General features: G+C 37.1%; 17 protein-coding genes. 8 read left to right on the top strand and 9 right to left on the bottom strand.

Going from position 1 to position 20113, the window contains the following annotated elements; translation table 11 throughout:
• Positions 1–93 precede the first annotated feature (93 nt).
• Complete coding sequence (locus COMX_RS00710; RefSeq protein ID WP_034335907.1) at positions 94–603, top strand: phenolic acid decarboxylase; 510 nt, start codon at positions 94–96, stop codon at positions 601–603.
• 59 nt (positions 604–662) lie between these two features.
• On the opposite strand, the gene COMX_RS00705 is transcribed toward COMX_RS00710, so the two are convergent.
• Complete coding sequence (locus tag COMX_RS00705; protein WP_034335899.1) at positions 663–1190, bottom strand: chorismate--pyruvate lyase family protein; 528 nt, start codon at positions 1188–1190, stop codon at positions 663–665.
• Positions 1191–1206: 16 nt separating this feature from the next.
• Positions 1207–2310 carry a DUF1176 domain-containing protein gene (locus COMX_RS00700; protein WP_034335896.1) on the bottom strand — a complete coding sequence of 368 codons (1104 nt, stop codon included), beginning with the start codon at positions 2308–2310 and terminating at the stop codon, positions 1207–1209.
• Positions 2311–2483: 173 nt separating this feature from the next.
• Between COMX_RS00700 and greA the strand changes: the two genes are divergently transcribed.
• Together greA and COMX_RS00690 are read left to right on the top strand one after the other, a co-directional pair.
• Entirely contained in the window at positions 2484–2960 is a 477-nt protein-coding gene (gene greA, locus COMX_RS00695; RefSeq protein ID WP_034335892.1) for a transcription elongation factor GreA, read from the top strand.
• Between the two features lie 15 nt (positions 2961–2975).
• Complete coding sequence (locus COMX_RS00690) at positions 2976–4178, top strand: threonine ammonia-lyase (RefSeq protein ID WP_034335890.1); 1203 nt, start codon at positions 2976–2978, stop codon at positions 4176–4178.
• Between the two features lie 40 nt (positions 4179–4218).
• Here the strand turns inward: COMX_RS00690 and COMX_RS00685 are convergent, their stop codons facing one another.
• From COMX_RS00685 to nirB, 3 genes are all read right to left on the bottom strand, one after another.
• On the bottom strand, positions 4219–5088 hold the full coding sequence (locus tag COMX_RS00685) for a hypothetical protein (RefSeq protein WP_034335888.1): 870 nt from the start codon (positions 5086–5088) through the stop codon (positions 4219–4221).
• Positions 5089–5218: 130 nt separating this feature from the next.
• Positions 5219–5548, bottom strand: coding sequence for a nitrite reductase small subunit NirD (gene nirD / locus COMX_RS11415; protein WP_034335885.1), 330 nt, complete (start codon positions 5546–5548; stop codon positions 5219–5221).
• Positions 5549–5562: 14 nt separating this feature from the next.
• Complete coding sequence (gene nirB / locus COMX_RS00675) at positions 5563–8079, bottom strand: nitrite reductase large subunit NirB (RefSeq protein ID WP_034335883.1); 2517 nt, start codon at positions 8077–8079, stop codon at positions 5563–5565.
• Positions 8080–8327: 248 nt separating this feature from the next.
• Here nirB and COMX_RS00670 point away from each other — a divergent pair, with 248 nt between their 5' ends.
• The gene (locus tag COMX_RS00670; RefSeq protein ID WP_051461954.1) at positions 8328–9506 is read left to right on the top strand and encodes an MFS transporter; all 1179 of its coding nucleotides are present in this window, start codon (positions 8328–8330) and stop codon (positions 9504–9506) included.
• A gap of 3 nt (positions 9507–9509) precedes the next feature.
• Here COMX_RS00670 and msrB read toward each other — a convergent pair whose 3' ends face one another.
• Positions 9510–9905, bottom strand: coding sequence for a peptide-methionine (R)-S-oxide reductase MsrB (gene msrB / locus COMX_RS00665; RefSeq protein WP_034335880.1), 396 nt, complete (start codon positions 9903–9905; stop codon positions 9510–9512).
• A gap of 583 nt (positions 9906–10488) precedes the next feature.
• Between msrB and gpmI the strand changes: the two genes are divergently transcribed.
• The 4 genes from gpmI (at position 10489) to COMX_RS00645 (ending at position 15526) form a co-directional block, all read left to right on the top strand.
• The gene (gene gpmI / locus COMX_RS00660; RefSeq protein ID WP_034335878.1) at positions 10489–12015 is read left to right on the top strand and encodes a 2,3-bisphosphoglycerate-independent phosphoglycerate mutase; all 1527 of its coding nucleotides are present in this window, start codon (positions 10489–10491) and stop codon (positions 12013–12015) included.
• Positions 12016–12171: 156 nt separating this feature from the next.
• A complete protein-coding gene (locus COMX_RS00655; RefSeq protein ID WP_051461750.1) occupies positions 12172–13341 on the top strand; it encodes a murein hydrolase activator EnvC family protein in 1170 nt (389 codons plus the stop codon).
• Between the two features lie 119 nt (positions 13342–13460).
• A complete protein-coding gene (locus COMX_RS00650; RefSeq protein WP_034335875.1) occupies positions 13461–15035 on the top strand; it encodes a S41 family peptidase in 1575 nt (524 codons plus the stop codon).
• Positions 15036–15052: 17 nt separating this feature from the next.
• Entirely contained in the window at positions 15053–15526 is a 474-nt protein-coding gene (locus COMX_RS00645) for an RNA pyrophosphohydrolase (RefSeq protein WP_034335872.1), read from the top strand.
• 64 nt (positions 15527–15590) lie between these two features.
• On the opposite strand, the gene COMX_RS00640 is transcribed toward COMX_RS00645, so the two are convergent.
• The 3 genes from COMX_RS00640 to COMX_RS00630 are packed head-to-tail and all read right to left on the bottom strand — an operon-like array spanning position 15591 to position 20038.
• Positions 15591–17168 (bottom strand): DHA2 family efflux MFS transporter permease subunit, encoded by a 1578-nt coding sequence (locus COMX_RS00640; protein WP_034335869.1) that lies wholly within the window; start codon positions 17166–17168, stop codon positions 15591–15593.
• Positions 17165–18265 (bottom strand): HlyD family secretion protein, encoded by a 1101-nt coding sequence (locus tag COMX_RS00635; RefSeq protein WP_034335866.1) that lies wholly within the window; start codon positions 18263–18265, stop codon positions 17165–17167. Before COMX_RS00635 ends, COMX_RS00640 begins: the two co-directional genes overlap by 4 nt.
• Positions 18266–18325: 60 nt before the next feature.
• Entirely contained in the window at positions 18326–20038 is a 1713-nt protein-coding gene (locus tag COMX_RS00630; RefSeq protein ID WP_051461953.1) for an ABC transporter ATP-binding protein, read from the bottom strand.
• Between the last annotated feature and the right edge of the window lie 75 nt (positions 20039–20113).

The raw sequence follows: 20113 nt of genomic DNA, 5'->3' as shown, positions 1-20113 counted from the left end.
ACTTATTTCCTATAATAAAATAAATCATTTCTTATTTGTAATAAATAAAGTATAGAATATATGTATGTTCTATGAGTATTAAAGGAAATTTCTATGTCAACTTTTGATAGAAAAGATCTCTCATATTTTCTAGGTAAACAACTTATGTTTACTTATGATAATGGTTGGAATTATGAACTTTATATAAAAAACGAACAGCTCGTTGATTATCGAATTCATTACGGTATTGTTGGTCAAAAATGGGTTAAAAATCAACCCGTTAGTATCGCTCGCATTGGAGAAGAAATCTGCAAAATTTCATGGACAGAACCAACAGGCATTAATGTAGGGATCGTTATTAATCTACAAGATAACTTCTATCAAGGCACCATCTTTTTCCCTCGTTGGGTTATTAACCACCCAGAAAGATGCAAAGGCTTTCAAAATGATCAAATTGCTCTAATGGAATTTTACCGCGAGGCTGGACCAACCTACCCAATTGAAATTATTGATGAATTTGCCAATATTACTTTCATCAAGGATCGTGGGATAAATAATGAAAGCGTCATTGCATGTGCAGCAAGTGAATTACCTGCAGACTTTCCTCACAATTTAAACTTATAAATATGTTATATCAGGTTACAAAGTAAATTTATGAAGATAGTAAAGAAATAATACTATGTTTATAAATTTGCCTTCCAAAATTCTGGCAAGAATATTTCTTGTACAAGGATTGTCTGTGTATTGCTTTTAAAGCAGGATCGCCTTGCCCACAAATAGGTATGGATATATTCTAAAGAGATAATTTCTTTGGGATAACGGGTTACCTCTATAATAGACCTATTGAAACTTCCTCTATTAAACAACATGGACCCAAGAGGTTGTTTTCCTATATTTTTCAAAGTCTCTGGATCATTTTCTTTTATAGAATCTGATAAAATAATACTGCGTGCATAAACCCATGGGGTATCATTTCCTTTTAAAATAACCTCTCTCACCCATGCTTGTTGTAAAGAGGAAATATTTAAAATTGTATATTCATCCTCTCTTAGAAATTGTTTTTTTTCTGATAATATTTCTAGCGAAAATGCATTCTGGCTTAATTCTATTAATCTTTTTGTTAAAGAACCCTTATCAAACAGCCAATCCTTTTCAACAATAGAAAGTTGATCCTTAATCTCATTATAATTTTGCCAGCATAGTTTGATCATTTTATGCACTCAAAACCTATTTAACAGTGGTAACATAAGTTGGTAAATTCCAAGCTCCACCGGCTTCAATATTACGACAAATTCCACTATTACCATCATATGCTTTAACAAAATTCTTACCATTCCATATCCAAGATTTATGAGACCAACAGTCCCCTATTCCTCTATCTTTACTGCTTGATGAAATTTCATCACCTTCTATAATATCATCAATAGCACCATCCGCCATAGTTGTGATTAGTTTAGGTTGGTAAGGTTCTTGTTGATTAATTATCCAATAACCATAAACTTCATTGTAGGCTCCTCTCGCACATAAACCACTAATTAATAATTGGTTATTTGGTAATATAGCGACCACTTTTGGATCAAATTTATTATATTCACTGTCACCCTTTATCAATAGATCACAAGAATTATAATCTCCTCTTTCCTTATCTGGACCAAGATCCTTACCGTTTGACAGTTTTTGTTTTAGAACATACCAATTAACTTTAGATTGCCATGATTTTGGATCCCCTTTTATTAAAGGCTTCTGAAATATTACAGGCTTTGGTAATGCAGGTAAAACTTTACTCTCAGGTTGGTTTCCTTTTTTAATCAAAGCTGAGCTCGTACCAACACGCCCTTGTACTTCATCCATTTTTAACAAAACTGCAACGGCACCATCTCCAGGCAATACCCATTCTTCATTTTTATCAACAAAAGCAATCTTGGAAGTGCCTTTAAGTGCTAATATTAATATTTGTGTTTGTTCTTTTGTTAAAGAATTTGTGGTTTGCTTATCATTAATATCTTGGATAGATTCTGATCCCAGTTTACCATAGGATTTATCTGCAATTTTTAACGTTACTTTATTGGTAGTTTTAACAGTTTGATCATCTATATCTGCAAACTTAACCAAAGCAGAAACATCCTGCCCTATTCCTGCTTTTCGAACTAACAAAACAGTAACTCGATTTTTTGCATCTTCAACAGAGTATCCAGCTGCACGGCATGTAAGCGTATTATCACAAACGATTTGCCAATCTTTATGCTCAAAAGATATCCCATCCGCATAAGCTGTTGATCCAAGATACAACCAAAAACCGATTATTAAGAAAAAACTTTTACAAAAATTCATTTAGATATGTATCCCTATCAACATCGTAATCATATTATAAATATATTTGACAATCTTTTAGGAATTAATAACATATTTAAAATATCTAAATTTGTTTCTTTAGAAAGCTATTTATTATTACAATTACTTTCGCTATACTACTCTATTGTTCGTTTTTTTAAGGATAGTTAATCTTGCAAAAATTTCCAATGACGGCTCAGGGGCTTCAACGTCTGGAGGAAGAGCTTCGTCGTCTCAAAGATAAGGAACGCCCTGAAATTATTCGTGCAATTGCAGAAGCACGCAGCCATGGTGATTTATCTGAAAACGCAGAATATGATGCGGCTCGTGATCGCCAATCGTTTACAGAAGGACGTATTTTAGAGCTTGAGCAAATTATTTCTTCTGCACAAGTTATTGATCCATCAACTTTATCTGGAAATACCGTTAAATTCGGTGCAAAAATTTTGTTAGTTGATGAAGAAACCGACAAAGAAATTACCTATCAAATCGTAGGTGTTCATGAAGCTGATATTAAGTTAGGGTTACTTTCTATTTCTTCCCCTCTGGCAAAAGCCCTGATCGGTAAAGAAAAAGGATCGACAGTTTCCGTCCCTGCACCTGGCGGAGATCGCTCTTATGAAATCCTTGATATAACTTATGGTGCTTAGGTCTGGTTTAAAATAATGCTTTCTATTGATGATATCTATGCCGCCGCTGAACGGATTAAAGGTCGCGTTGTTCGTACTCCTACGATTGCTTGTCAATCTTTGTCCAAACGCATTAATGCTAATGTTACTTTAAAGCTTGAAAACCTGCAATCTGTTGGCTCTTTCAAAGAAAGAGGTGCGGCAAATCGGTTGGCCATGCTTACCGAGGACGAGAAGAAACGTGGGATAATTACTGTATCAGCGGGAAATCATGCCCAAGGTGTCGCTCGACATTCACAATTAATGGGCATAGATGCCGTCATCGTTATGCCTAAATTTACCCCTGTTTCCAAAGTCAATCGTACGGCTGCATGGGGTGCGAAAATTATTTTAGAAGGTGAAGATTTTACACAAGCTTCTTTATTCGCAGATCAACTGGCGGCCAAAGATGGTCGCATTTTTGTTCATCCTTATGATGACATTGGGGTTATGGCTGGACAAGGTACAGCAGCATTAGAGATTTTTGAAGATGCCCCTGGAGATATTGATTATTTGCTTGTCCCTGTTGGAGGGGGTGGATTAATTTCTGGTTTTGCCGTAGCTGCCGCTGCTTTACGCCCATATACAAAAGTTATTGGCGTACAGAGTGATCAATTTTTCTCTTATTCTATTGCTCAGAACAAAGATTTACCTGTATTAGGTGGCGCAACCATTGCCGAAGGTACTGCCGTTCGCAAATTAGGACAACATACTTCTGAAGTTATTAAGAAATACGTTCATGATATTATTTCTGTCCCTGAGCAAGCTATTGAAGATGCGATCACTTTGACCGCTGAACATGCCAAACAAGTGACAGAAGGGTCTGGAGCCAATGCTTTGGCTGCCATTTTAACCTATCCAGAACGATTTAAAAACAAAAATATTGCTTACCCAATCAGCGGGGCAAATATTGATACACGTATTTTAGCTAATACTTTATTACGCACCCTTTTACGTGAAGGGCGTTTGCTAAGATTACGGTTCTTTATTCCTGATCGCCCTGGTGTTTTGGCTGATATATCTCATATTATCGGGACTGAAATGAATGGCAATATCATAGAAGTTTCTCATCAACGTCTTTTCACAACCTCCAGCGTGCAATCAGCAGTTCTGGAAATTATGATTGAAGCACGTAGTGCCGAACATTCTCAAGAAATTGTAGAGTGTTTACAAGCAAAATATACAGTGGAAAGAATATAATCCTTTTACAAACATAGAGTTTATCAATGACTCTATGTTCTTACTCGTGATATCCAATTTTATCTGTAATATTTAATCTCAACCCTAGAGTTGATGCATTTTCATTTTGCTTCTTTATTTTATTCTCTGCCCAAAAATCAATTAATAAATCTGCAAAATGCACCACAGTTAACAGTTCATCTTCATCATATTCTATATATTTGTCATAGATTCCGGATTGATCAATTACTTCAAAAGAAAGTGACATTACTTCACCACACTCCTCTATAAATACTCCCATATCATATTCATCTGGGTCTGATAAAGGAACAATTAAAACGGGTGAGAACTCTTTAGCGGGAAAAAATATATTAATATACCGATTACACACCTCATATATCTTATATCGCCAAAACTGACGCTCTTGAAAACCAACTCCAAAAATGCATTCATCACAATATTTATGAAGGATTGAAATAATAATTTCTATAAATAATTGAACAGTTAATACTGGCTTTCTATTTCTAATAAAGCCAGTATCAAGAAATTTTAAAAATGCCCCTATAAAAAATAAAAAAGATATTACCAATAGAAATAAAGAGATCAAACCATCCGTCTCTCTGTCCGTAAAGAAAATAATCGGCACAACAAGCAAACACAAAACACCAAACGACACATACACATCTGATTTTAATGTTATAAAATAACGATAATAAGGAAAAGTACGTCGTAACAAGATCATAGAGACCCCTGTATCATCAGCAATACGCGCCAATATCATATGAATTTGTTCTGAATCCAACATATGCTGACCTTTATTTATAATAAGATCAGGCGTAACATTCTCTGAAGGAAGCTTTAGTTCCTGCGAAATAAAATCTGTAATTTTTAAAGAGAATTGTTCTCGTTCATCCGAACACATTTCATCCATTACCGTTCTCTATTCTATAATATAAATCAATATATTATTTACCAATAAAGCAACCTTACCAAAAACAAGTAAGAGATACTATATTCATCAAATAGTATCTCCTACCTTAACATTGATGCGTTTTAAAAACCTAATCTACTCTGATCTCCACACTATCGTTACTTACACGTACGTCATAAGCTTTAATATTATACGCAACATCTTCTAAACAAACACCATCCTTCAGTCGAAAACGTTGCTTTTTCAAAGGGCTGGCAACCCATAAATCACCTTTATGCTCACCAATCAAACCTCTTGATAACACGCTCGCTTTTGCAAAAGGATCAATATTACTGATCGCGTATAATTCTTTATTTTCTGTTGGTCGAAATATCGCTACATGCTCATTTTTAACTAAAGCACATATTCCTGTCTGAGGTATAAGATCATTAATTTGGCAGATTGTTATCCATTCACTCATTATTCTTCTCCTCTTTAACTAAAAATACGTTCTTCTGGTTTTGCAGGACGATGTTGCTGACGTTCAGAGACCATTTGCACAAAATTATCAGGTAAGTCACTATTCATAAAATGTGCAAATCGTTTCTGATATTGTGGATTTTCAACAGTTTCTTTCCATTCACATTTAAATTGTTCGCGTAAACCTGTTATATCCTTTTCCAACTCAGCATTAATTCCTAATTTATCATCAATAATCACACTGCGTAAGTAATCAATGCCACCTTCTAAGGATTGTAACCATACCGCAGTTCTCTGTAATTTATCAGCGGTACGAATATAGAACATCATAAAACGATCCATATATTTTACAACAGTTTCACGGTCTAAATTCCCAGCTAATAAATCAGCATGACGAGGTGTCATTCCACCGTTTCCACAAACATATAAGTTCCACCCCTTTTCGGTTGCTATCAAGCCAATATCTTTACCCTGAGCCTCGGCACATTCACGAGTACACCCTGAAACACCAATTTTCATCTTATGAGGTGTTCTGATTCCTTTATATCTATTCTCAATTTCTACGCCAAAGGCAACACTGTCACCAACACCAAATCGACACCATTCACTGCCAACACATGTTTTTGCCATTCGTAATGCTTTGGCATAAGCATGTCCTGTTTCAAATCCAGCAGCAATTAAGGCTTTCCAAATTTCTGGTAACTCATTTAATTTCGCACCAAACAACGCTATTCGTTGAGAGCCCGTGATCTTAGAATATAAATTATATTTTTTAGCAATTTCACCCACAGCAATTAATCCATCAGGTGTTATTTCCCCTCCAGCAGAGCGAGGAATTATAGAATAGGTGCCGTCTTTTTGGATATTTCCTAAAAAATTATCATTAGAATCTTGTAACGAAACTAATTCAGGTTTCAAAACATATTCATTCCAACAAGAAGCAAATAAAGATGCTGCTGTTGGTTTACAAATCTCACAACCATAACCCTGACCATGTTTCTCAAGAAGCTCTTGGAATGTTTTAATATTACCAACTTTGATTAAATGGTATAGCTCTTGTCTTGTATAAGCAAAGTGAGCACAAAGTTGTTTCTTAACCTCGATTCCCTGCTTACTTAACTCTGCATTTAAAACTTGTGTAACCATTGGGATACACCCACCACATCCAGTTCCAGCTTTTGTGGTTGCTTTGATTTCATCTACTGTATGACATCCCGCTTGAATAGCGGCAACAATTTGGCCTTTGGTCACATCAAGACAAGAGCAAATGGGCGCACTATCTGGTAAAGATTCAACACCAATAATAGGTTTGCTTCCTGTATAAGAAGGTAAAATCAATGCATCAGGATGTTCTGGCAAGTCAATTTGGTTCAACATTAATTGTAACAAATTACCGTAATCAGATGTATCCCCTACTAAGACAGCACCCAATAGTTTTTTATTATCCCCACTTACAATGAGACGTTTATAAATTTCTTGTTTTTCATCTAAGTAAATATAACTATTTGCTGATGGTGTTCGACCTTTTGCATCACCAATACTTCCAACATCTACGCCTAATAATTTTAATTTGGCACTCATATCTGCACCAACAAACGGGGCTGTATCCTCACCCAATAAGTGATCAATTGCAATTTGTGCCATTTTATACCCTGGCGCAACTAAGCCAAAAATCTGACTATTCCAGACCGCACATTCTCCAATCGCATAAATATCGGGATTAGAAGTCTGACAATATTCATTAATCTGAATACCACCTTTTTGACCTATCAAAAGCTGACTTTGTTTTGCCAAAGCATCATTTGGACGAATACCTGTCGCAAAAACAATAAAGTCAATTGCAATGGATGAACCGTCTGCAAATTGCATTATCTTACCATGCTCGGCATCAATAATCTGTTTGGTATTTTTATGCGTGTGAATAGTGATATCCATTGCTTCTATTTTTTTACGAAGAAGCTGACCACCCATTTCATCAAGCTGTTCACACATCAAAATAGGTGCAAATTCTACAACATGAGTCTCAATTCGTAATTTTCGTAAAGCTCCTGCTGCTTCTAGTCCTAACAAACCACCACCAACAACGGCGCCTACTTTACTACGTTTGGCACAATCAGCAATCTTATCCAGATCAGTTAAGCTTCGATAAACAAAACAATCTTTACCATCAGCCCCAGGAATAGGCGGAACATAAGCATTGGAGCCTGTCGCAATAACTAATTTATCATATGGAACTATACAACCTGAAGCACCATAGACTTCTTTCTTTTGGCAATCGATAGAGACCGCTTGCTCTCCAAGCAGAAGTTGGACATGATGATTTTCATAAAATCCCTGGGGAACCAAAGATAAAGATGAAGCTTGATAATCTGAAAAATATGATGAGAGATGAACACGATCATAAGCAACATATGGTTCTGCACAAAATATAGTAACATCAAACTGGTTCTGATCTGCTTTATTATACAGCTCATCAACAAATTTATGCCCTACCATTCCATTTCCAATAATAATCAATTTAATCGGATCCATAATTGCCTCACTTTGATGAAAAAATTCAAACAATGTTAATCATTAGTTATAGTAACCAAAATGTTACCACTCATATTTACATAGAACAATAATCACAAAGTATAGTTCTATAACTTATCAAAAGTGATTATTTGTAAATAAGTATATCTCGGTTTTTGTTTATAAATATTGTATTTAAAAATATTTACGAATTACTATGAGCTATTACACCAACACTATTTATTTATAGAAAATATTGCAGTATGAACATGATACCACTAAACTTGCTCAATTTTTTCATTTCTGATGTTCGCGATGGGCTTGGGCCTTTTTTAGCTGTGTTCTTACAGCAAAACCATTGGGAAGTAGACCAGATTGGTTGGGTAATGACGATCAGTGGTTTGACAGGTATGATTATTACCACCCCTATCAGCACCTTGGCTGATATTATTCATGCGAAACGTGCAATAATTATAATTTCAGCACTGATAATTATTTTAGCCTGCTGTTTAAACTATTATTATCCCTTTTTTTACGTGACTTTATCTGCACAGATCCTGACCGCTATTGCCGGAGCTGCCATTCCTCCAGCCATTAATGCTATTACGCTTGGGCTGGTTGGACAAAAAGGATTTGATCATCAATTGGGACGCAATGAATCTTATAATCATGGTGGTAATGCATGTTCAGCAATGATGACTGGGATCTTCAGTTATTATTTTGGGTTAAAAGCTGTCTTTGCCTTAATGGTTATTTGGACAATATTATCCATCATCACGATTCAATTTATTCGCCCCGAGAAAATTGATTATAAAGCTGCCAGAGGACTGAATGAAACCCAAAAAGACCCCAGACCTATTTCCGATCTTTTGAAAAATACACATCTTTTAGTATTAGCAATTACGGTTACTTTGTTTCACCTAGCTAATGCTGCGATGTTGCCTTTATTAAGTCAAGCTATGGTAGCCAGAGGCACTGCTGGAAATGCTGGGACTTACACTGCATTAACTATTATTATCGCCCAAATGACCATGATCCCTATGGCGTTACTGGCATCTCAAATGGCGCAAACTAAAGGTTACAAATCTATTTTTATCTTTGCCTTAATCGCATTACCAATCAGAGGGTTATTAGCAGGCATGATCCAACATCCTTTTATTCTAATCCCTGTGCAAATGTTGGACGGCATAGGCGCTGGATTGATGGGAGTTGCAGTTCCCGGCCTTACGGCTAAAATCCTAAGTGGATCGGGGCGTATTAATAGTGGAATAGGAATTATTATGACCGTTCAAGGGATTGGTGCCTCTCTCAGTCCTTCTATCGCAGGTATAATAGCAAAACACTACCATTATAACATGGCTTTTCTTGCATTATCTTTGATTGCCGTCATTGGACTCTGCTTCTGGCTGGTCGCCAATAACAGCAACTCTCCCTATAAAATCTCTTAAATATCAAACATCTTCTTTTTTAAACTTCAAGGAAACACCATTAATACAATAACGTTCACCTGTAGGCATAGGGCCATCAGGGAAAATATGGCCTAAATGTGCTTTGCAACGCGCGCAATGAACCTCAGTTCTGGTCATATGGTGACTATGATCAATCTCCATCTCAACCGCTCCCTCTATAACAGTAAAAAAAGCAGGCCATCCACAACCACTGTCATATTTCATATCCCCATGAAACAAAGGGGTCTGACACCCCGCACAATAATATGTGCCAGGGCGCTTTTCGTAATTTAAAGGGCTGCTTCCAGGAGGCTCGGTTCCATGATCGCGCATTACGTTTAATTGTTCACAAGATAAGTCAGAGAACCATAAATGTTCTTTTGCTATTTGATCTGTCATTTATAAAACTTTGCATACTTAAAATATTTATTTATATATATTTTATATATGTTTTATCAAAATGGAAATAATCAAGTATTCTTTTTTTAAGCCATAAAATTAAAAGGAAATGCACTCAAAAAATATATTAAACTATCGATTTAAAGCTATAATTTTATGAAGATCCTCACCTTTAAAATAGTGAATTGAACTTTCGATATTATCTCAAGCAGCAATTAACCTCAATTTTTATATCCAATACAGATTTTCTCTAATATATTTAAATATAATGCTATGAGCGCCTTATCTGCTTTTTGCAAAAATCTTAGATTTTCAAGTAATTCTAGGTTATAATTTGAAAAACTTTTTATTACATCTTGCATATCACAACCATATACCTAATAATTATATTATCTATTGATAAACACATTCAAAACACACTTTTACTATATAAAAACATTTACTATTTTTATAAAAAAATTCACAAGCAATGTCTGTTATTATGTTATAGTGGTATCCATAATATTCTTATCAGCTCATTCTATAATGCACATTACAAAACATTTATTTAATTTTTTACTTGTTTCAATGAATAGGATATAAAATGTCTCAAACAAAATATCGTCCCGTTATGTTAACCATTCTTGATGGGTTTGGATATAATCCAGAACACAAAAATAATGCTATTGCAAATGCCAATACTCCTAACTTGGATTATCTCCTAAATGAATGCCCTCATGCTTTACTTGAAGCTAGTGGTGAAGATGTTGGTCTTCCCGAAGGGCAAATGGGAAATTCAGAAGTAGGACATATGAATATTGGTGCGGGCCGCATCATTATGCAAGAGCTCCCTAAAATCGGTAAAGCTGTCAAAGATGGTTCTATTCTTCAAAGACCTTTGATGGTTGATTTTATTGAAACATTAAAGAAAAATGGTGGGACTTGCCATTTACTTGGATTGTTCTCTCCTGGTGGGGTTCATTCTCATCAAGACCATGCTGTCGGTCTTGCAAAATCTTTGCATGCAGCAGGAATCAAAGTAACTTTACATGTATTTACAGATGGACGTGATACCCCACCTGAATCAGCCAAAGATTTTGTATCAGAAGCTTTAAAAGAACTCCCCAAAGAAGTTAAAATTGCAACTGTCTCTGGGCGTTATTATGCTATGGACCGTGATAACCGTTGGGATCGAGTAAGCAAAGCTTATGATGCTTTGGTTTCTGGCGAAGGGCCTCATAAATCAGATGCGTTATCTGCCATTACAGATTCTTACAAAGAAAAAATTACTGATGAATTCATCCTTCCTACTGTGATTGGTGATTATCAAGGTATGAACGATAATGATGGTATTTTGTCTTTCAACTTCCGTGCAGACCGTATTCGCCAACTAATGGATGCGTTTTTGTTCCCTGATTTTGATGGATTTAAACGTTCTAAAATCGTTAAATTTTCTAAAGTTCTGGGGATGACACAATATAGTGACGTATTAACCAAATATATGGGCGTATTATTCCCACCTGATTCTTATGAAAATGTCATTGGTGAAATCGTTTCTAAAGCTGGGTTAAAACAACTTCGTTCAGCGGAAACAGAAAAATATCCACATGTTACTTATTTCTTTAATGGTGGACGTGAAGAACCTTTCCCTGGTGAAGATCGTATTTTGGTTAACTCTCCAAAAGTTGCGACCTATGACCTACAACCCGAAATGTCTGCGCCAGAACTTACTTCAAAAATTGTTCAAGCAATTAGCAGTGCAAAATATGATTTGATCGTTGTTAATTTCGCTAATCCAGACATGGTTGGACACACAGGAAAGCTAGATGCGGCTATTAGAGCAGTTGAAGCCGTTGACAAAAGTGTAGGTGAAATTGTAAAAGCCATTAAAGGACAAAATGGTGCTTTGTTAATTACCGCCGATCATGGTAACTGTGAAATTATGGTAGACCCAATTACTGGGGAACCTCATACACAACATACTTTGGACAAAGTTCCTGTGATTTTAGAGGGGGTTCCTGGGGTTCAATTACGTGATGGTCGTTTGGCAGATTTGTCACCGACAATATTAAAATTGTTGAATTTACCTCAACCCAAAGAAATGACAGGAAAGTCACTGATTAAAGAATAATATGAGGGCTTTCTGAAACGAGTTGCACAACATACCCCTTTTACTTTTAAACGATCTGTAAAAATCGTTTTAAGGGGCAGTTGTGCCCTTTTTCTTATTGCCTCTTTCACAAATTACTCTGCCGCAGCAGAAAAAAATTCTTCTGCCAAAGAAGCTTTGGAACAAGCTAAAGAAGCGCAAATAAAACTGCAACAACAAAAACAACAAACCGCCAACCAACTTAAAAATTTACAGCAACAAAAAGCTGATGCTGTTAAAAAGGCCTCTGAAGATCGTAAAAAAGCAGAGCAACTTAATCAAGAAATGCTCAAAGCTTCACAGACTTTACAGACGACGGAAAAAAAATCTGTACTATTAGCAGAACAAATAGAAGCTTTTAAAAAGAAAATTGCTCTTTTAGATCAAAAACTCCAAGAAGAATCCAAGCATTTTTCTAAGTTCTTACCTGTTATGGAACGGCTTTCTCTGTATCCAACCGATACATTACTGGCAGCTCCACAATCATCACGCTCCACTCTTGGTCTTTCTGTCATTAAAGGCATTTCTGCTCAGTTAGAGCAAAAAGCGCAACTTATCAAAAAACATAAAACAGAGTTGGATGAATTAAAAAATAAACTGACTGAAGAAACAAAAAAACTAGAAGCACTACATAAAGAACAAGAACAACAACGCAATCAACTAGCCAAAGCTACAGAAGAAGCCAGAGCTATTCAAAAACGTTCTGCTTCAGCTGCGTTTAAAGTTTCCCAAGATGCAGCCCAAGCTGCGGCCAAAGCCAGCAACATCAATGATGCTATTCGTAAAATCACGGCCTCAAGACAAGCAGCAGAAAATCGTTTAAGAGCCGAAGCACTGGCAGCAGAACGTTTAAAAAACCAAGCCAAAGCTGAATCTGCAAGAAAAGAAATTAAAACTATTACCCAAAGTAATGATGGCCCAGGACTCAGTTCCAATAGTAAAGGAGCCCCCGTTGCAGGACGCGTCGTTTCTTTGTGGGGCAGTTCAACCGATACTGGACCAGCCCAAGGGACAACCTATGCACCTCAATCTATGGCCTCGGTTCGTGCGCCTTGCAATGGACAAATTGAATTCGCCAGTCCGTTTCGTGGATATGGTCAAATGGTTATTCTGAATTGCGGCAAAAATTATCGTTTTGTCTTGGCTGGTATGGGTGCTTTAAATGTAGGTGTTGGACAAAGTATCAGCAAAGGCGTCGCCATAGGTCGAATGCCTGTGTGGTCTGGAGGTGGTAACACAGGGCGACCAACATTATTTGTACAGCTAAGACATGGTGAGCGCGCAATTAATCCATCACCATTTTTATAAGTCGATTTTTTTCTAATTTTATACTAGAAAGAATATACATAAAGAATACAATAAGATTTTGGATTTCATTATTCACGTTAATCCTCCCTTAAGGGATAGGTCATCAGGAGAAAATCAGCATGAAGTTCCGTAAAGGGCTGCTTGTTAGTACTGGATTATTAATTGTTGGGCTTGGAATTGGATCCCAATTGGGACAATGGTCTTCTTTTTCGAATAACCATCTCATTGTCCAAGCCTTGGCTCAAGAAGTAAAAAAAGACCAAACAAATGCTGATAAAAGTGCTGAAACCTATCGTTTACTAACCTTGTTTGGTGATGTTTTTGAACGGGTTCGCGCTAATTATGTTGAGCCTGTTTCCGATCGCGATCTGATTACCAATGCCTTAAACGGGATGTTAACAGGGCTTGATCCACACAGCTCTTATATGACTGAAAAGCAATATCATAATATGGAAATCCAAACCAAAGGTGAATTTGGTGGATTAGGCTTGGAAGTCCAAGAAGAAGACGGCCATATTAAAGTCGTTTCTCCAATTGATGGCACCCCTGCTGCTAGAGCTGGTATCAAAGCTGGAGATTATATTATCGCTATTGATGGTAAAAATATTGATGGTACACCTTTGAATGCCGCTGTTGACAAAATGCGCGGAAAGCCCAACACCCCTATTACACTGACTTTGTTAAGGTTAAAAACACCTAAACCTATCAAAGTCACAATGACGCGTGAGATCATTCATATTCAAGTCATTAAATCAGCTTTATACGGAAAAATCGGTTATATTCGCATTTCTCAGTTCAACGAAGAAACCGAAAAAGGTATGTTAAAAGCGTATGAAAAACTTCAAAAAGAAGCTGGTGGCAAACTCGCTGGATTAATTATAGATCTTCGAAACGACCCTGGTGGACTATTAGACCAAGCCATTGCAGTAAGTCGTGACTTTATCAAAGATGGCGCAATTGTTTCAACAAAAGCCCGTGACCCCAAAGAAAGTCAACGTTGGAATGCCAGTGGAAAAGATATTACGAATGGTCTTCCGATTGTTGTTTTAACCAATGGTGGTTCGGCCTCTGCAAGTGAAATTGTTTCAGGTGCACTGCAAGATCATCGTAGAGCGATCATTCTGGGTGGCAAAACTTTTGGTAAAGGTTCTGTGCAATCTATTATGCCAATTCCAGGAAACGGGGCTATTCGTTTAACCATTGCACGTTATTATACCCCTTCTGGTCGTTCTATCCAAGGACTGGGCATTACCCCTGACATTCCTGTTCAAGATAGTTACGATGAACCAGAATTCAGCATTCGTGAAGCTGATCTTGACCACATTATCAAAAATGAAGGGGGTAACAAAGAAAAACCACCTGTCAGAAATGATCTTCCCGCAATTGCCGGTTCTATTCCAAAACAGCCACCTAAAAACTGGCCTAAATATGATTACGCCAATCCAGCCACAGATTTTCAATTGCAGCAAGGATTAAAGGTCGTACGTTCTATGGCCGGATTACCTGTTGAAAAAGACACACCAATTCCTGTCATTAAACCTGATCCTGTCATGCACCCTGAGGTATGGAAAAAAAATAAAGATCAGAGCAAACCATTACCACCAGCAGCAAAAACACCAAAACCTGCAAACGAAAACAAACCTGCTAATAATGAGCAAAAACCACCTCAAAACAACGTTCCTGCTGCTCACTAATTCATAGGATATAAATCATGACTGACCTTCCTTATCGCCGCAATGTTGCAGCAATTATTTTTAACCCTAAGGGAAAAATCTTTATTGCACTGCGCCATGATTTGGCTCAGGAAGGAATTTGGTCTTTCCCTCAGGGGGGGATTGATGCCAATGAAGACCCTTGTGAAGCAATTAAACGCGAATTATTCGAGGAAATTGGCACAGACCAAATCGAAGTTTTAGAAGAATATCCAGAGTGGCTGGCTTATGATTTTCCACCTGATGTTATTAAAAATCCTTTGAAAGGTAAATTTAAAGGACAAACCCAAAAATGGTTTGCAGTTCGTTTTACTGGCAAAGATTCTGATATCAATCTGGACAGCGATATTGAAAAAGAATTCGATGAGTGGAAATGGATTGATATTACCGAGTTAGATCGCATTAAAACTGGATACAAGCACACTATATATTGTAAAATAGCAGATCATTTTAAGAAATATACTCAAGACTAATTTTTAATAATAATCATAATAAAAAAGACATTCCTTTAAAAGTGAATGTCTTTTTTTATAGCGTTTATCTATTTTTTTTCTTTCTGGCTGTATAACCATCTAGAAAAAAACAAAAAGGCACTAAAAGAAACGCACAAAAACCAATAATTATAAAAACGTCATTATAGGCTAATATCGCTGTTTGTTTTTGAAAATCCTTATATAAAGTACTTATCGCAAAAGTTGCTTGATCTTGCGCTGCATAACCAAGCTGCTGAGCTACTGCTTTCATGTGCGCTAGATATTCATTATATGGCTGGTTTAACGGACTCATATGATGAACAATATGTGCTTGATCAGCTTGCCTGGTTTCAGTGACCAAAGCGGTTGCGCCTGAAATACACAACGCTCCTAAAACATTCCTTACCATACTAAATAATGCTGACGCATCGGCATTATATTTGGCAGGAATAGTCATAAACGCAATCGTAGATAAAGGAACAAACAAAAATGCTAAACAAGCTGTTTGTGAGATTCTATATAAAACTAAATGATCAAAATCTAATGTTGGGGTAAGATGTGCCGATATAAACATTGAACACCCCATCCAAAAAAAACCAAATGCAATGACATATCGAATTTGCACATAGTTAATAAGGCGACCGACAAGAGGAATTAAAAATACAATCACTATTCCTCCTGGGGTTAAAACTAGTCCTGAAAGAAACGCTGTATAGCCCATAATTTGTTGCGAGAATTGCGGAACAATAATAGCCGAAGCGTATAAGCAACCACCCAACCCTGCCATTAAAATACAGCTGACCGCAAAATTACGATCTTTGAAAGCCCGCAAATCAACAACAGGGTCTTTGGCTTTTAGTAACCAGAAAATCGCACCAACAATCCCAATAACAGCAAAAAATGCCAACCAACAAATGGAGGTTGATCCGAACCAATCGGCATCCTCTCCACGATCCACCATGACCTCAAGGCACGCCAGCCCAACAGTAATTAACGTTAATCCAATGACATCAACACGTTCTTTACGTTTTTTAGCCCAAGGAGGATCTTCTAATAACATCATAACTGCAAAAACCGTCACAATACCAATAGGAACATTCAGATAAAAAACCCAACGCCAAGAATAACTATCTGTAATCCATCCTCCTAATGAGGGGCCTAAAATAGGCGCAACAACTGTTGCCATCGCTGTTAAGCCAAAAGCTGCTCCTCTTTTATCAGGAGGAAAGATGTCAAGAATAATGGATTGCTGGTTAGGTTGCAGCCCCCCTCCAAAAAAACCTTGCATCAAGCGAAATAGAATTAGCTCTCCCAAACTACTGGCCATTCCACAAAGGAAAGAAGATAGAGTGAACATAATAATACAAATCAAGAAATAACGCTTACGCCCTAAGACTCGCCCTAACCATCCAGAGATTGTTAAGACAATTGCATTTGCTGCAAGATAAGCCGTTAAAGACCAAGTTGCATTATCATAAGTTGTTGATAACGTTCCTGCAATATGAGGTAAAGACACATTCACAATTGTCGTATCCAAAACTTCCATAAATGCAGCAAGCGTTACAACAACAGCAATCAACCATGGATTGTGTTTTGGTTTCCAGTCCTCACGATCAACTTCTTGTGCAATCGCTTGGCTCATTTTGTATAGACCGTCGGTACAACAGAAAGTCCTAAAGCCAATGGGATTTTAGGATCTAACCCTTCATCAATCAAAATTTTAACAGGAACACGTTGAACAATTTTAACATAGTTACCCGTTGCATTTTCAGGAGGAAATGCACTGAACACAGCCCCTGTACCAGCTTGAATAGAATCGATATGACCCTTGAGATTTAAAAATGGATAAGCATCAACATCAATTTTAACTTTTTGTCCAGGACGCATATTTGTAATTTGAGTTTCTTTATAATTCGCAATCACCCAAACTTCGGGTTCAACAATAGCCATAATCGATTGGCCTGTTGTAACATAATTCCCTTGTTCAACATTACGTTTAGAAATCCAACCATCATGAGGTGCCCTAAGCTCGGTCCATCCTAAATTAAGCTCTGCCTGCCTTAATTTAGCTTCTGCGGCTTCCAGCGCACCTTTTTGTTCATTTATTTGACTATTACTTGTTTGAATATTAGCTTCAACTGGTTCGGCAATTAATAAATTACCTTCTGCCTTTGTAATTTCTGCTTTAGCTTGATCATAAGCCGCCGTAGAATAATCAATCGCTTGTTGAGTTGTCGCAGCTTTAACAATACTGTGCTGTCTGACATATTCTGTTTTAGCTTTAAAGGCCTGAGATTTAGCAATACCCAAATCCCCTTGAGCAACTTTGAGTTGACCTGGATAGTTCTTTTTGGCCACTTCTAACATATATTGAGAAGCAATATATTGACCTTGAGCTCTAATTAAATTGCCTTCTGCTTCTTTTTTTGCTGCTTGATAATCTCTAGGGTCAATTTTCAGTAATAACTGACCTTTATGAACGAACTGGTTATCATTAATTAAAAGGTCAGTTACGTATCCATTAACATGAGGGGCGATATACACAATTCGCCCCGCAGTAAAGGCGTCATCTGTATCAACATCATGCCGCGTTAACCACCAATAAATCGCAGCACCAAAAATTAAAATTATAGATAAACAAATAATTATATATTTTTTAAAAGAACGCTTTTTTTTATTTTGTATATCTTCTGTTGCAGAAGCGGATTGCTGATCCGCCCCTTCCTCCGCATCTGTCATTTATTTTCCCTTAAGCCTATCACATTTTTAAAATAATTATTTAATACATATAATCAAAAATTAACGATTTAAATCCTGAGTTTGAACTAATCTTGCATATAATCCATTATAATCCATTAATGCTTCATGATTTCCACACTCTGCGACCAAACCATCATGCATCACAATAATTAAATTAGCAGCACGTACTGTAGATAAACGATGCGCAACAATTAATGTCGTGCGATCTTTGCGTAACTTTACCAGAGCTTGTTGAACCATATATTCACTTTCTGTATCCAAAGCACTCGTTGCTTCATCTAACAATAATAAACGTGGATTTCGTAATAAAGCTCTGGCCAAAGCAACACGTTGCCTTTGTCCCCCAGACAATAATTGGCCACCATGTCCTACTCTGGTATTAACTCCTTGAGGCAAATTATGAAGAAATGATGTCACCGCAGCTCCATCAAGAACTTGTTGTATTTCCTCTTGTGTTGCTTCAGGTTTCCCTATCAAAATATTTTCTAATACGGACATATCAAATAATAATGGGTCCTGAGGAACATAAGCAATTGCAGAACGTAATTCACCCATAGCAATATCACGCAAATCAACACCATCAAAAAGGATGCGCCCTTTTTGTACATCATGTAACCTGGGAATCAGAGTTAACGCTGTTGATTTGCCTGCACCAGAAGGCCCTACTAAAGCCACTGTTAGTCCTGGCTCTACATTAAAATCAAGACCTTGCAAACCCAATTCACGGCCAGGATAAATAAAGTGAACATCCTCGAATTTAATGTTTCCTTGCCCTGCTGGCAAAGGAGTTACCTCTTTTTTATCAATAATTTCAATAGGCTCATCAATCATTTTAAAAATACGATCAAGACCAGAAATTCCCTCTTGCATAGCTGCACTCAAAGAGCCCAATGCGCGCAAGGGACGCGCTGCCAAAAGCAATGCTGCTACAAATCCGGAAAAATCACCCAGCGTGGCGCCACCCATAGCAGCCCGCCAGCCTGCAAACCCTAATACAGCAGCCACGGCAGTACCACCTAAAACTTCCATAATTGGATCGACTCTGGCTCGACCACTAATAATTTTGAGCGTCGCATCGTAAAGCTGATCAAAAGAATGCCCGGCACGTTCAATTTCACGCTTTTCCATGCCATAAACACGTACAGTTCTGGCCTGAGCGAAAGTTTCATTCAATAAAGCGGCAGTTTTACCCACTTGTTCTTGCATATTACCAGACGCTCTACGAACTCTTTTCCCTAGTTTTTGAATAGGTACCGCAGCAATTGGATATAAAAGAGCCGCAATCAAACTGAGCTCCCAATCCATGTAAAACATAGAGGCAACTAAACCAACCACGGTGATGCTATCACCAAAAGCATTCACTACTCGGATCATTGCTTCACGAATAGAAAGTGCATCCGTGGTGAAGCGAGATGCTAGCTGTGCAGGAGCCTCTTTTTCAACCTTGGCAATATCCGTATGAACTAAATGCAAAAACATTTTATTTTGCAAACCACGAATAACAACCAAAACCAATCCTTGAATAGCCAAGCTTTGGCCATATTGAGAGGCTGCTTTGGCCGCTGTTACGATAACTACCAACAAAGGCACTTGATATAAAATTCGAGGGTCATTATCCTTAAACATATCAAGGGCACGCTTAATTACTAATGGATATAAAGCCGTTAATCCCGCCATTATAAGTGTTAAAATAATAATGATAACAATACGCCTAGGATGAAAACGGATTTCTTCCTTCCATAAACGCTGCATAAAAGGAAAGCTTGGATTATTTCCAAACAATGATGAAAAAAACGGTTTTTTATTTTTTTTGATTGGTTTTTCTAA

This window comes from Commensalibacter papalotli (ex Servin-Garciduenas et al. 2014) (assembly GCF_000527695.1).
Taxonomy (GTDB): Bacteria; Pseudomonadota; Alphaproteobacteria; order Acetobacterales; family Acetobacteraceae; genus Commensalibacter; species Commensalibacter papalotli.
The sequence above is the reverse complement of the archived record's forward strand: the minus strand, read 5'-3'. Positions and strand labels throughout refer to the sequence as shown.